The organism is Sporosarcina sp. OR05 (assembly GCF_041414805.1).
GTDB classification, from domain to species: Bacteria; Bacillota; Bacilli; order Bacillales_A; family Planococcaceae; genus Sporosarcina; species Sporosarcina saromensis.
Genome location: NZ_JANKJL010000002.1, coordinates 473,298 through 486,909, shown reverse-complemented (window position 1 = coordinate 486,909; position 13,612 = coordinate 473,298). Strand labels below are relative to the sequence as shown.

Genomic DNA, 13,612 nt, shown 5'->3' with positions numbered 1-13,612 from the left:
TTCACCTGTTCCTTCATGTTGTATACATTAGGAAAATTATTCTTATCAGCCATTGTTGACGAGCGCTGTCAAATGCTCAAAGAAGTTTGGATAAGACACTGCAATGCAAGCAGGGTCTTCAATAATCACTTCTCCGTCAGCAACTAACGATGCAATCGCTGCCATCATACCCAGTCGATGGTCACCATAGGAGTTCATGCTAGTCCCCTTTAATGGCGTTGGTCCGTGTATGATCATTCCATCCGGAGTTGCTTCAATGGATGCACCTAACTTCTTCAATTCAGTCGTGACTGCTGCAATGCGATCCGTTTCTTTTACACGAAGTTCAGCTGCGTCTTTTATGATCGTTGTACCTTCAGCCTGTGTCGCTAACAAAGCAATAATCGGCAATTCGTCAATGAGCGTTGGAATAATCTCTCCGCTTATTTCAATACCATGTAAAGTGGCTTTGGAAACCTTAATTGTACCATAGGATTCACCTCTGCCACCAGTTTCCTCGTGTACGTCAATGGCAGCACCCATATGACGCAATACTTCAATAATTCCAGTCCGTGTTGGATTAAGGCCAACCTCCACAATTTCAACGCAACTATTTTCAACCATTGCAGCAGCTGCCAAGAAGAATGCGGCAGATGAAATATCACCCGGTACTTTTACAGATGATGCTTGAAGTGTTTGCCCCCCCTCAATCGTTACAGTGTTCCCATTCGTTTCAATCGAGACGCCGAATTGTTCAAACATCCGTTCAGTATGGTCACGTGAAATTGCCGGTTCCGAAACGATTGTCTTTCCGGACGCACGTAAACCTGCGAATAAAATAGCAGACTTTACTTGTGCACTCGCCACTGGTACATGGTACGTCATTCCACTTAACTCGCCACCTTTTACTGTAAGTGGCAAATATTCATCGTCTTCCGTGCCTACAATTTTTGCACCCATTGACTGTAAAGGAATTGTAACTCTTTTCATCGGTCGTTTGGATAAGGACTCGTCTCCTGTTAATACTGAAGAAACGTTTGAGCCAGCTAAAATTCCAAGCATTAGCCTAGCAGTCGTACCGGAATTACCCGCATACAATTCATCTGATGGCGTTGTCCAATTTTCGATACCCGGGCTATCAATTGTTACATTAGTCCCCTGCCTTTCGATTGAAACACCTAATTGCTTAAAAATTTCAATCGTCCGTAGGCAGTCTTCACCTTCAAGAAAACCTTCCACGGTTGTTCTGCCTTCAGCAATCGCCCCTAACATAATCGAACGATGCGAAATGGATTTATCCCCAGGTACTTTTATTGAGCCGTTCAATCTCGGCTTATGAAATTGTAAGGTTTTTTGTTCAGCCATGAATAGCTCCCCTTTTACTAAAGTATGTGCATGCTGTAATCCGTTTTTGTAGATAGCGCATTTCTTGCAGCTTTTCGGTCATCAGCTGTTTGGAAGCTGATAACAAGAATTCCGTATACATCCGTACGGGTCTCTACAATTCGTATATTCGTTAAACTAATTTCTTCCTCTGCCAAAATTTTTGTGATTTCTGAAATGACACCCGGATGATCCGGTATGTCGATATGCAAATCGAATGTCATGTATAATGCCCCTTGCACTGCTCCCTCATATGTGGATGGCAGGCGGTCCCTGTACTGCTTCGCGTCTGCAAAGAAATCAAAAATCTCTTCAGGATTGTTTGCTAACAACATGCTTTTAATGCGGTTCATTTCATTCAACCAACCATCAAGTTGCTGAAGTAATTCCGTTTGGTTTTGGATTGTAATGTCCCGCCACATTGTAGGATCTGCTGAAGCAATCCTTGTTAAATCACGAAATCCGCCAGCCGCTAATTTTTTTACGAATGGTTGGTCGATTTCTTGCTCCGCTAACCTTCCGACTAGTGAGGAAGCAACAAGATGAGGGAAATGGCTGACAATAGCCGTCATGCGATCATGCTCACTTGCATCCAAAACAACGATTTTACCTTTCGTTGCAGTCAATAAATTCGCTAAGCGGTCGACTTTTAAACGTTCTTCATTTTCTAAAGGGGTCAAAATGTAATAGGCATTCTCAAATAGATGTGCTTTCGCTGCAGCTACACCACTTTTGTGCGAGCCCGCCATTGGATGCCCGCCGATGAATGTAATGCCTTGTTCCGTAAACCACTTAGCCGCTTCCATAATTGGACTTTTTGTACTGCCTGTATCTGAAATGATGACATCTTCTTTTAGTGACCATTCTCGCGCTTCTTTCATTAACGCAATCGTTGTATTGACAGGTGTCGCAAATAAAACGAAATCTGCATTTTCACATGCTATTTTTGCTGATGGCGCAATTGAATCGATAATGCCTCTCCGATATGCTTCATCTGCTGACGAATAAGAACGATCGAAACCTGTAATATGTAAATCGAGATTCCCCCGTTTTAATGCAAGCCCAAGGGAACCTCCTATTAAGCCTAATCCAATAATTGCTACCGTATTCTTCATAATTACCTACCTATTTTCTAGTAATAATTGTTCGAATGCTTCAAACAATCCGCTGTTCTGTTCATCCGTTCCGACAGTAATCCGGATGTAGCCGGGTGTCCCTAATGCATTGCCACTCCTTACAATATATCCTTGTTTCAACAAAAATTCAGCAGCTTCATCTGCGTCTCCTGGTACTTCGATCAGGACAAAATTCGTTTCAGAATCAAACATATGTAAACCGTTTTTGCTAGCAAAATCCTTATATCGGTTTCTTTGAACTTCATTCCGATCACGGCATTGATGAATGAATGCATCATCTTCCAATGCTTTCGTTGCAACAGCAACCGCCAACGTATTATTATTAAACGGATTTCGGATTTTGTTTAATTGTGAAATGATTTCTGATGAACCGATACCGTATCCAATCCTGAATGACGCAAGACCGTATGCCTTAGAAAATGTCCGTAAGACGATGATATTTGGGAATTTATCCAGCAAAGTTAATGAGTCAACATGCGCTGGGTCTGTAACGTACTCAAAATATGCCTCATCCAAGACGACTAAGATGGACTTCGGCACTTTTTGTAAGAAATCTAGTAACTCAGCATGTGGAATTAGGTTGCCTGTTGGGTTATTCGGATTGCAAATCCACATAACAGCAGTCTTGTCCGTAATCGCAGCTAAATGAGCAGACAAATCGTGCTGTCCATTTACAAGAGGGACTTCCGTAAAATCAGCACCTTCTATTTTTGCATTATGTGCATATTGAGGAAAAGTTGGCGTCGGCATGATGGTATGCTTGTTTTCATCTAGTAACGCTCGGGAGATGATTGTAATAATTTCGTCAGAACCGTTCCCAAAAAGAATCGATTCTTCGGAAACGCCATGTTTTTCCGCAAGCTTTTCACGCAAAGTTGTTGCATGTCCATCAGGATAAATCTCATAGGGCATGAGCGAGCTTCTTAAAAATTCAGCGACTGTAGAAGGACAACCATATGGATTTTCATTGGAAGCCAGTTTAACGACTTCGTTCAAACCGTAACGTTTCTTCACTTCCTCAGTAGATCTACCTGGTTTGTATGGATTCATTTCACTCAACACTTGTTTCCACTGCATCGAACTTCCCCCGCTCTGTTAGTTTTATTTTTGTAAATCTGGCCGAAGCTTTAGGGCTTCATTTTGATAAATATGTTGAATTCCTTCTTGTGGTATATCCGAATTAACATGCATCAACACCCGAATGCATAACGGCAGACCGCCGGGAACGTTCATTTCATGTGTACACATGACAGGTACATATTTCCATCCTTCTAACGAACGTACAGCCTTAGCGGGAAATGCCGATTCAATATCTTGTGTTGTGGATAAGATGACCGATACGATATCTTCCGGCTGTATCCCATTTGACTGCGCCATCTCTTTTACTAAGGCTTCAGTCACTGTTAACACTTCTTCACTGTTGTCTCGTACAACGGTAGTTGCTCCACGGATCCCACGTACTGTCATCCAATCTCCCCCTCAAACTCTTCTCTTTAATTCATCAAAAATCTGATGACATACTGGAATTGTCATTTGTTGTACATAAGGCAATCCAAGGTTTTGTAACAACACAAAATGCATGTTACCAAACGTCGCTTTCTTATCTTTTAACATGTATGGTAAAAACGCTTCAAATGAGTGTTCATGTACTGGTTCAAAAGGGTAGCCATTCGCTTTAGCGAAATCAATAAATTCATTTGTAAAAGAAGACTCAATTTCTCCATATTGCTCACTCGCAATGAGACTATACACCATGCCAATTACGACACATTCACCATGACTCAAACCACCATAACCATAAACTGCTTCAACTGCATGGCCGAATGTATGGCCGAAATTTAAAAACTTCCTGGATGAATGTTCAAATGTATCTTCCGCTACGATATCCGCCTTCACTTGAATTCCTTTTAACAATTCAGTAGATAACCACTCAACTGATGGCGAAGTGAAATTTTCTTTACGCAGTAATTCATACGACCAATCAGCATCTGATATGAATGCATGCTTCACCAGTTCTGCAAGACCGGATCGCATTTCTCTAGGAGGAAGCGTTTGGAACAAATCGGTATGAAAAAGGACTGCGGAAGGTTGGTGGAAAGAACCAACCATGTTTTTCCCTTCTGGAAGATTGATTGCCGTTTTTCCTCCCACCGCACTATCATGAGAGAGGATTGTTGTTGGACACTGAATGAATCGAATCCCTCTCATATACGTTGCGGCAACAAAGCCCGTTAAATCTCCACACGCTCCTCCGCCAAATGCAATTAGAATGGATTGTCGCGTAAAATTTTCGCGTAAAAAATAGGATTGGCAATCAATATATACTTCAGCTGTCTTACATTGTTCACCTGAAGGGACGACTTTCAATTTCGGTTCAACACCCGCTTGTTGTAACGCATTACAAAGTACAGGTAAATGGTGTTTAGCAACTGTTTCATCAGCAATGATCCCTACCTGATCCGCACTGGAAAGCAATTGGCGATACTTTGTAGAGAACAAGTCATATACATCACTGCCAATATGCACATCGTATTGAAGATCTGCTAATTGAACGGAAAGTGTGCCCATATTAGAACTCCTTTAAATATTGTCGATACTGTTCAATCTCTTTTTGTAATCCCGTTATTGTATCAGAACGGAACTCTTCCATAATCGCTTTTGCAATTTCTGTCGCAATGACGTGTTCCGCCACGACTGAAGCAGCAGGAACTGCACAAGGATCAGATCGTTCAATTGTAGCGACAAAAGGTTCTTTCGTATCAATATCAACGCTTTCTAGCGGCTTATATAATGTTGGGATAGGTTTCATAACTCCACGGACAACAATCGGCATACCCGTTGTCATTCCACCTTCTAAGCCACCGAGGCGATTCGATTTTCTGAAATAGCCTCGGTCTTTTGACCAAGTAATCTCATCATGTACTTCACTTCCAGGTTTTTGAGCCATTTTAAAACCAAGACCGAATTCCACACCTTTGAAAGCATTAATGCTCATCATGGCTCCAGCTAACTTGCCGTCCAATTTACGATCAAATTGAACGTAACTGCCTATTCCTGGAGGACACCCGTCAATAATGACTTCTACGACACCACCGAGTGTATCCCCTCTTCCTTTAATATCGTCAATTGCCGACACCATTCGAACCGAAGCATCTTTATCCGCACAATATACCGGGTCGTTTTCGATAACTGTACGTAATTCATCCATCGACAAATTTTCATAAGAGGAAGGATCCGTAACAATTCCGCCGATTTCTGTAACATGTGACACGGTTTCAATTCCTATTTGGCGAAGGAACTGTTTTGCAACTGCACCAATTGCTACACGCATCGTTGTTTCCCTGGCAGAAGACCTTTCGAGCACATTCCTTAAATCGCGATGGCCATACTTCATCCCGCCGACGAGATCTGCATGACCTGGTCTCGGTCTAGAAATTCTACGCTTAATGTCTTCCGGATTCACATCATCCGCTAATGGTTCAATCCCCATGATGCTCGTCCAATGCTTCCAATCATCATTCACGACTGTTAACGTAACTGGAGAACCTAACGTTTTACCGTGTCTGACGCCCGAAGTGATTAACACCTGGTCTTTCTCTATTTGCATGCGACGACCTCTACCATGTCCACCTTGTCGTCTCTTTAGTTCCTTATTAATCATCTCAGCCGTTAACGGCATTTGAGCGGGTAACCCTTCAATAATTGCTGTCAGTTGAGGACCATGTGACTCACCTGCTGTAAAATACCTCATCTCAATTCCTCTCTTTCTCTCTATTGTCAAAAGGATAAATATCCGTTTCATAGCACTTTATCAGAACAAAGTGAATTTGACTATATCTATTGTTAAAAAATATTTGTGAATAGGTCGTAAAAAACCATTCTTACTTTTTGCGATAAAAAAACGTCTCTTCCGATTCAAAACCGTATTTAGATGGATTGAATATTTGCTCTGTGCTTCCGACGAACAATATGCCCCCCGGTCTAAGTGCCTTAGAAAAGCTTTCATAAATCTGATCTTTCGCTTCTTCCGTGAAATAAATCATGACATTCCGACAAACAATTAAATCAAAACCTGAGCCGTATGAGTCATTTAAAAGATTGTGCTGTTTAAATTGAACGGTTTGTTTAATGGAATCTTTTACTTGATAATGTTGACCTTCATTGATAAAGTACTGCTCGACAATTTTTCGTGGTACTTCCTTTAAGGATCGATCTGCATACAGTCCTACCTTTGCTCGTTCAATCACGCCGCTATCTAGATCCGTTGCCAGTATGGAGATATCTTTTAATGGTACGTGTGATGACAACACCATTGCGAGCGAATAAGGTTCCTCTCCTGTCGAACAAGCCGCACTCCAAATTTTCAGTTTTTTATTTTCATTGAGCAGTTTAGGGAATATCTTCTTCTCCAGCACTTCCCAGCGTTGTGCATTGCGATAAAACTCGGACACATTAATTGTCATTCTATCTAGGAACTCTTCCAATAACTTTGCATCATTATGTATAGCTGTGTAATAATCTGAAAAATTATCGTATCCTCGCTTTTCATACAAAGATGTCAATCTTCTTTTCATCTGCGCTTCTTTATATAAAGAAAGGTCGATACCCGTTTTGTTTTTTACTTTCTCAATAAACTGTATGTAATCTGTCAATCTTGACGACGCTCCTTCCGAACCTTTTTTCTCATTATAGCGGAAAAGAGTTGAAAAATGTGTGACAAATGCAAATCGGATGCATATTTATGCCTATCTCGGTTGATGATGAAATGATTACTCGCTTAAACTACTATGGAATTATCATGGAGAATGGTTTTGCAAGGAACAAGATGCTGACACATATAATAAAAACAGCCTTGCGCTCGTACGCTTGGCTGTTTTTATCAAACCTTACTGGTAGTCATTTTATTAGTTGATCCAGCTGACCATTGCTTTGTCATAGCTTACAAGCTCTTCTTCCTTGAAGAACAAGTTGATCTCACGGACTGCAGATTCTGGTGAGTCTGAACCATGAATGATGTTCTTGCCGACAGTTACAGCAAAGTCTCCACGAATTGTTCCTGGAGCTGATTCTTTTGGATTTGTAGCACCCATCATAAGACGTGCAGTTGAGATAACGTTTTCGCCTTCCCAAACCATTGCAAATACAGGGCCTGAAGTGATGAATTCTACAAGCTCACCGAAAAACGGACGCTCTTTATGTTCACCGTAGTGTTGTTCAGCAAGTTCTTGAGAAATTTGCATTAATTTCCCGCCTACTAATGTAAATCCTTTACTTTCAAAACGGTTTACGATTTCACCGATTAAATTACGTTGTACGCCGTCTGGCTTTACCATTAAAAATGTTTTTTCCATTTATAAACACTCCTTCACGTATGTATGGAATTTTATCCTTACTGATCGTACCATTCAGATCCTAAACTTTCAACTGGTATCTCTTCATTAGAACTTTCTTTGTCCAAGAAACTCGGCAATTTGTAGCAACGATTTTTTCGCCTCGCAATCCGGCAACATTTCAACTTCCGCAATTGCTTTTTCCAAGTATTGATCACTTACACGTTGTGCTCGTTCAATAGCACCTGACTGACGTATATATGTCAACATCTCTCCCCGCTCAACATCTGTCAACGTTCCATTGAAGGAGCGTACCAAATAGGGCTGGAATTCCGGTTCATCTTTTATGTAAAGTGTCGGTAATGTTAAATGTCCATTTAACAGATCACTACCAGCAGGTTTGCCAAGTTTTTCATCTGTTGAAGTAATATCCAGTATGTCATCAACAATTTGAAAAGCCATGCCGGCAAAATAACCAAACCGCTTCAGTTTCCTGACAACATCGGGAGATGCATTTGAAACGAGCGCGCCTAATTCACAACTGGAGGATAACAACAATGCCGTCTTTCGTTTAATACGGCGTAAATAATCGCGGAATGTTTGATCAATCTTTTGTTGGAATTCTATTTGAATGATTTCACCCTTACAAATCTCCAACATCGTCTCTGCGAGTAACTGATGGACTGCCGGCATTTCAATTTCACCGATCGACACGAGTGCTCTTGAGAAGATATAATCACCTGTATACATTGCAATACGATTATTCCATCGTGCTTTGACCGTTTCGAATCCACGTCGGACATCCGAATTGTCAATGACATCATCATGTACAAGTGAAGCCATATGAATCAGCTCCAAGGAGACCGCGACTTTTGCAACATTCTCCTTTGAATACTGCCCAAACTGTGATGACAATATAACGAAAATCGGACGAATCCTTTTCCCCCCTGCACGTAAAAGCAGGAGAGAAGCTTGCCGAATGACCGGGGAAGAGGAGTCTACGGTTTTTTCAAGTTCCTTTTCGATAAATGTTAGGTCCTTTCGAAACCCAGTATAAAGTGACAATAACTTCAATTTCTCCAAGACAATTACCTTCCCCTACTTGCAATTATTTGTATGCGATGTGCCCCGCTGTTGCCCCACCACTATATTTCTTATAAGATACTTCGCGAAACCCAGCGTCTATGAACATTTGTGACAATTGCTTGGCACCTGGAAAGTCATCCGCGGATTCTTGTAACCATGAGTATTCCTTATAACTTTTCGCAAAAAGTTTTCCGAAAATCGGCATGATATATTTAAAGTAAAAACGGAACAGTTGGCGGTACCCAGGAATTTCCGCTTGGGATGTTTCTAGACACGCTGCCATGCCTCCCGGTTTTAATACTCGACACAATTCCTTTAATACTTGCTCATAGTCAGGTACATTCCGTAAACCGAAACCTATTGTTACATAATCAAAACTGTTGTCAGGAAACGGCAATTCCATCGCGTTGCCTTGAATCAGTTTAATGGTAGGGTATTTGTCAACTTTCGGTTTGGCTGAAGCAAGCATACTTGGGCTGAAATCGAGCCCTTTCACTTCTCCTTCCATCCCTACAGCTTCCGCTAATGCAATGGTCCAATCTGCAGTACCGCAACAAACGTCTAGTGCCTTCGCACCTTTTTTTACATTCATGCGTAACATAATATCATTACGCCATTTTTTATGTTGATTGAAGCTGATTACCGAATTCATTTTATCATAATCTGTAGCAATCTTTTCAAATACATGGTGCACTTTTTCTTCTTTAGATGTTTTCAAGATGGTTCCCCTTTCTTTCTTAAATGGGTTTACCTAAAAGAGGTGTCGCGAGCCTAAGAATTTCCTGCTTTAAAAAAGGGCTTAGAAATTCAGCACTCACAAGCTCTTCTTGTAAGATTGTCGTCAATACGGATATTGCTTTTTCAACATCCGTTTTACTCATGGAATTCCCGGTCCAACCATATCGAACAATTGCATTTTTGGAGAACTTCCTGGAAAACCAAATAAGTGCCAATGCAGACTGCGTAATTTTGGTATACCGCGAAAAGCCGTACGTGTTTAGAAACTCCGAAATGCATCCCGATTCGATGCAAGTCATTGATTGAATCAATGCTTGTACACTTTCTACTTCTTCCATTAACAAATTCGTTTTCGTCTCATTAATCCGTCCTATCATCTCAGACATGGATGTAATAAAAGCAAAATCCGAAATAGATGCTAATAACTTGTAGTGAATGCCACTAAAATGATCCCCAGACAAGACCATTAGTTGTTGTTCTTTAGAAGAGGCATCTAAAATATCCACCTTATCATGGATATCAAAAGCTGCATGTACAGCTCCAACTGCAAGAGCAGACACATGTAGCTCTTCTGACCATTCTTCGCCGTTCAGTAACGGTAACAATACAAAAAACGCCTTTGCATCGTCCAACGGCATTCTTCCTAATGTTTTGGTCATAATGGGTTCTTGAATGGATTGTTCAACATCCCTTATATAGTATTGAATCTTTCGATTGAGTAGTTGTCTGTCCATCTTCGGATCTCCATTCAATTGCAATGTGAAAGAGTTATACGATCAGAGTTATTCTTTCCCATCGCTATAAACAATTCCATGGGCCGAGTGAATTTCGGATTTACCACGGATTTTCATGGCAGATGTATGCTCTGTAAATTGTGCAATCATCACTTCACCACAATCCAATTTCTCGGTATGATGGAACTTTGTATCGTTCCCTCTTGTGAGACCAATAACGTTCACACCGTCTTCTAATGCTTTAATCACGATAAATTCAGGTTGAGCCATGTTTTCCACTCCTGTCATTCATATACATCCAATCATATCACAGAAAACCAATTAACCGCAAAGACATCAGATGGACTTAAGAAGTGACAGAATTTCAGCTCTTTTCACATCGTCATGTTCATAGATTCCACGTGCTACAGTTGTTACGGTTTTAGCACCCGGCTTTTTAATACCACGCATCGTCATGCACATATGTTCTGCTTCAATAATGACATATACGCCAATAGGATTCAACATGTCCATCATTGCATTCGCAACAGTTGACGTGATTCGTTCTTGCAATTGCGGGCGTTTTGCTGTTGTCTCAACTGCACGAGCTAGCTTGCTGAGTCCTGCAACAACTCCGTTCCGCGGTATGTATGCAATATGAGCATGACCAAAAAATGGCACAAGGTGATGTTCACACATTGAGTGGAAAGGTATATCTTTTACTAATACAACTTCATCGTGGTTTTCATGAAAAACGGTCTCAAAATATTGTTTAGGATCCTTATCGATTCCTTGAAAAACTTCCGCATACATCTTGGCTACCCGTTTTGGCGTTTCCAACAGTCCCTCTCGTTGTGGGTCTTCCCCAATAGCCTCCAAAATCATTGTCACTGCTTTCTCTATTTTAGGCAGATCCATTTCATTCATGCCAACAACCTCCTCAACCCTTTGAAATGCTAGTCCTTCAAAGATAGTAGCATAATCCCAAGCATACGTACAGTTCGTGGATTCTATCGTCCATCGTACATAAATAAAAGGAGTCCGCCCCTAGATCTGTTAGCCAGAATTAGCGGACGGACTCCTATGTAAGCTTAAAGATTACTTAACAGCATCTTTAAGCGCTTTACCTGCTTTAAATGCAGGAACCTTGCTAGCAGCAATTTCGATTTCTTCACCTGATTGCGGGTTACGTCCTTTACGAGCAGCACGCTCACGCACTTCAAAGTTACCGAATCCGATCAATTGTACTTTATCACCATTTGCAAGTGTCGATTGGATTGTATCGAATACAGCTTCAACCGCTTTAGTAGCATCTTTTTTAGTCAGACCTGCCGCTTCGGCAACTGAGTTGATCAATTCTGTTTTATTCACACCATTCACCTCCTCTCAAAGGGGATTGCTGTTACACCGCTAAACGGTGTTCTGCGCTTTTCTTTTTGTCCAGCTCCGAACACCAGCTCACGCGTCCACTTCTGGCTCTCGGACGAAATGCAAGCATTTCTTCTCGATCCTTCCAGTGGCCGGTTGAGCTAAACGGTGTTCTGCGCTTTTCTTTGAACACTGTAAAAAGAGTAACATACTCAAAACGGCGGTGCAACAATATTATCGACGTTTTGGCCGTATTTTAGCTAATTTGACCAAAAACAGAAAAAGACCCGGAAAATAAGGGTCTTTTCAGCATATTCCTTGACAAATCGATTGGTCGAGACATTTTAAACGATAAATGTAATCATGCCTTTATTTCCATCATTAACCATCTGTTCAATTGTCTCACGTAGACGTTTACGCGCATTCGGTGGAACAGATGATGTCTTGAATCGTATACTTTCCTTCAACACCTCATGTAACGGTGTTCCGAAAAGTTGTGTTTGCCATAGTGCTTCTCTGTCGTGTAAGTATGCATTCTTCAGTTCCTTGAGTAGGTGGTGACTATGGAATTCGGAGCCGATTAATGGAGAGAACTCCGCATCCATATCAATTCGGATAATGTGTAGTGAAGGCGCCGCTGCCTTCATACGCACACCGTAGAAGTTATCTTGTTTAATTAATTCTGGTGGAGACGGTTGGAAATCATCAATTGTCGGCAATGCAACCCCATAGCCGGTCTTTTTGGCTGTATCAATTGCTTCTGCATACATGTCATAAGATTTTTTCGCTTTCACCGCATCTTTGATAAAGACGAGCCAATCTTTCTTCGTACGCATTTCTTGCTGCATGAAGTCTTCACAAACTTCCTGGAATGCCAATTCATCCATTTCAATATTAACTGTCGCTTTCCCTTTTCCAGCGTCCACTTCTACAACTTCCGCGTGTCGGACGTACTTTTCATCTTTCAAACGCTCTGCCAATGCCCGTACTTCACGAATTTTTGAAGCACCTAAAAAGCCTTCTTTTATCACATTGTCGATGGATGCATTCATATCATGTTCAGCGCCGAGAACATCCATCCAGTCAGGTTTTTGTAATTCGATGTCAGTAATCGGAAATTCATATAACGCTTCTTTTAAAATGAGTTGAATCTCCTGGGCATTTAATTGATCTGCACTGATTGCAATGACTGGAACACCATGTTGCTCACGAAGCTGCTCTCTAAGGGCAACTGTCCGGTCATGAGCAGGCATTTTCGAATTTAATACAATGACAAAAGGTTTGCCAATTTCTTTTAGCTTGCCTACAATCTCCTCTTCTGCAACTGCAGCGGCAGCTCGAGGAATATTGTTCACGGTTCCATCCGTCGTGACAAGTATACCGATGGTAGAATGATCTCGAATCACTTTATCAGTGCCAATCCGTGCAGCTTCCTCAAAAGGTATCGGCTCATTGTGCCAAGGTGTATGGACGTATTTCGGTCCATCCTCGTCTTCATATCCTTTCACACCGTCAATGACATACCCGACACAGTCAGCTAGCCTGACTTGAAAAGATAACTCACCATCCCCGATCGATACTTGTGTACCTTGGGCAGGTACAAATTTCGGCTCAGCCGTCATGATAACCGGACCAGGGGAACTTTGAGGTAGTTCATCCTGTGCTCGAGCCCTGTCGCCAGCATCTGTCATGTTCGGTATGACGACCTCTTCCATCACTCTTTTGACGAATGTCGATTTACCGACACGAACAGGGCCTACTACTCCGATATAAATATCCCCATCTGTCCGTCTAGCAAGATTTTCGTATAATTCCTCTTTCATACTTAGCCCTCCCTTTTTTCGCGCATATTAGTTTATGTAAACGAAAAACGTTTCAT

The 13,612-nt window shown here is 41.5% G+C and carries 15 protein-coding genes; all 15 read right to left on the bottom strand.

The window, feature by feature from the left end:
* Nucleotides 1-45: 45 nt before the first annotated feature.
* Nucleotides 46-1,344 carry a 3-phosphoshikimate 1-carboxyvinyltransferase gene (aroA, locus tag NRI27_RS06660; RefSeq protein WP_371390009.1) on the bottom strand — a complete coding sequence of 433 codons (1,299 nt, stop codon included), beginning with the start codon at nt 1,342-1,344 and terminating at the stop codon, nt 46-48.
* Between the two features lie 17 nt (nt 1,345-1,361).
* On the bottom strand, nt 1,362-2,477 hold the full coding sequence (locus tag NRI27_RS06655) for a prephenate dehydrogenase (RefSeq protein WP_317941512.1): 1,116 nt from the start codon (nt 2,475-2,477) through the stop codon (nt 1,362-1,364).
* A gap of 6 nt (nt 2,478-2,483) precedes the next feature.
* Complete coding sequence (hisC, locus tag NRI27_RS06650; RefSeq protein ID WP_371390008.1) at nt 2,484-3,575, bottom strand: histidinol-phosphate transaminase; 1,092 nt, start codon at nt 3,573-3,575, stop codon at nt 2,484-2,486.
* Nucleotides 3,576-3,599: 24 nt separating this feature from the next.
* Complete coding sequence (gene aroH, locus NRI27_RS06645; protein WP_371390007.1) at nt 3,600-3,965, bottom strand: chorismate mutase; 366 nt, start codon at nt 3,963-3,965, stop codon at nt 3,600-3,602.
* A gap of 12 nt (nt 3,966-3,977) precedes the next feature.
* Entirely contained in the window at nt 3,978-5,066 is a 1,089-nt protein-coding gene (gene aroB, locus NRI27_RS06640) for a 3-dehydroquinate synthase (protein WP_371390006.1), read from the bottom strand.
* A gap of 1 nt (nt 5,067) precedes the next feature.
* Nucleotides 5,068-6,249, bottom strand: coding sequence for a chorismate synthase (gene aroC / locus NRI27_RS06635; RefSeq protein ID WP_371390005.1), 1,182 nt, complete (start codon nt 6,247-6,249; stop codon nt 5,068-5,070).
* Between the two features lie 130 nt (nt 6,250-6,379).
* Entirely contained in the window at nt 6,380-7,150 is a 771-nt protein-coding gene (locus tag NRI27_RS06630; protein ID WP_371390004.1) for a CheR family methyltransferase, read from the bottom strand.
* A gap of 252 nt (nt 7,151-7,402) precedes the next feature.
* Complete coding sequence (ndk, locus tag NRI27_RS06625) at nt 7,403-7,849, bottom strand: nucleoside-diphosphate kinase (RefSeq protein ID WP_317941518.1); 447 nt, start codon at nt 7,847-7,849, stop codon at nt 7,403-7,405.
* A gap of 87 nt (nt 7,850-7,936) precedes the next feature.
* Complete coding sequence (locus NRI27_RS06620; protein ID WP_371390002.1) at nt 7,937-8,911, bottom strand: polyprenyl synthetase family protein; 975 nt, start codon at nt 8,909-8,911, stop codon at nt 7,937-7,939.
* A gap of 25 nt (nt 8,912-8,936) precedes the next feature.
* Nucleotides 8,937-9,632 carry a demethylmenaquinone methyltransferase gene (locus NRI27_RS06615; protein ID WP_371390001.1) on the bottom strand — a complete coding sequence of 232 codons (696 nt, stop codon included), beginning with the start codon at nt 9,630-9,632 and terminating at the stop codon, nt 8,937-8,939.
* A 19-nt stretch (nt 9,633-9,651) separates the two neighbouring features.
* Complete coding sequence (locus NRI27_RS06610; protein ID WP_371389999.1) at nt 9,652-10,386, bottom strand: heptaprenyl diphosphate synthase component 1; 735 nt, start codon at nt 10,384-10,386, stop codon at nt 9,652-9,654.
* A 48-nt stretch (nt 10,387-10,434) separates the two neighbouring features.
* A complete protein-coding gene (mtrB, locus tag NRI27_RS06605; protein ID WP_317941932.1) occupies nt 10,435-10,656 on the bottom strand; it encodes a trp RNA-binding attenuation protein MtrB in 222 nt (73 codons plus the stop codon).
* A gap of 66 nt (nt 10,657-10,722) precedes the next feature.
* On the bottom strand, nt 10,723-11,292 hold the full coding sequence (folE, locus tag NRI27_RS06600; RefSeq protein ID WP_371389998.1) for a GTP cyclohydrolase I FolE: 570 nt from the start codon (nt 11,290-11,292) through the stop codon (nt 10,723-10,725).
* 171 nt (nt 11,293-11,463) lie between these two features.
* Nucleotides 11,464-11,736: an HU family DNA-binding protein gene (locus NRI27_RS06595; RefSeq protein WP_037561579.1), complete on the bottom strand. Its 273-nt coding sequence runs from the start codon at nt 11,734-11,736 to the stop codon at nt 11,464-11,466.
* 341 nt (nt 11,737-12,077) lie between these two features.
* Entirely contained in the window at nt 12,078-13,556 is a 1,479-nt protein-coding gene (gene spoIVA, locus NRI27_RS06590) for a stage IV sporulation protein A (RefSeq protein WP_317941523.1), read from the bottom strand.
* Nucleotides 13,557-13,612 lie beyond the last annotated feature (56 nt).

What these genes read in the sequence shown, in the direction of transcription:
- aroA (WP_371390009.1), bottom strand. Translation starts at nt 1,344, where the DNA reads ATGGCTGAACAAAAAACCTTACAATTTCATAAGCCGAGATTGAACGGC.
- NRI27_RS06655 (WP_317941512.1), bottom strand. Translation starts at nt 2,477, where the DNA reads ATGAAGAATACGGTAGCAATTATTGGATTAGGCTTAATAGGAGGTTCC.
- hisC (WP_371390008.1), bottom strand. Translation starts at nt 3,575, where the DNA reads ATGCAGTGGAAACAAGTGTTGAGTGAAATGAATCCATACAAACCAGGT.
- aroH (WP_371390007.1), bottom strand. Translation starts at nt 3,965, where the DNA reads ATGACAGTACGTGGGATCCGTGGAGCAACTACCGTTGTACGAGACAAC.
- aroB (WP_371390006.1), bottom strand. Translation starts at nt 5,066, where the DNA reads ATGGGCACACTTTCCGTTCAATTAGCAGATCTTCAATACGATGTGCAT.
- aroC (WP_371390005.1), bottom strand. Translation starts at nt 6,249, where the DNA reads ATGAGGTATTTTACAGCAGGTGAGTCACATGGTCCTCAACTGACAGCA.
- ndk (WP_317941518.1), bottom strand. Translation starts at nt 7,849, where the DNA reads ATGGAAAAAACATTTTTAATGGTAAAGCCAGACGGCGTACAACGTAAT.
- NRI27_RS06610 (WP_371389999.1), bottom strand. Translation starts at nt 10,386, where the DNA reads ATGGACAGACAACTACTCAATCGAAAGATTCAATACTATATAAGGGAT.
- mtrB (WP_317941932.1), bottom strand. Translation starts at nt 10,656, where the DNA reads ATGGCTCAACCTGAATTTATCGTGATTAAAGCATTAGAAGACGGTGTG.
- folE (WP_371389998.1), bottom strand. Translation starts at nt 11,292, where the DNA reads ATGAATGAAATGGATCTGCCTAAAATAGAGAAAGCAGTGACAATGATT.
- spoIVA (WP_317941523.1), bottom strand. Translation starts at nt 13,556, where the DNA reads ATGAAAGAGGAATTATACGAAAATCTTGCTAGACGGACAGATGGGGAT.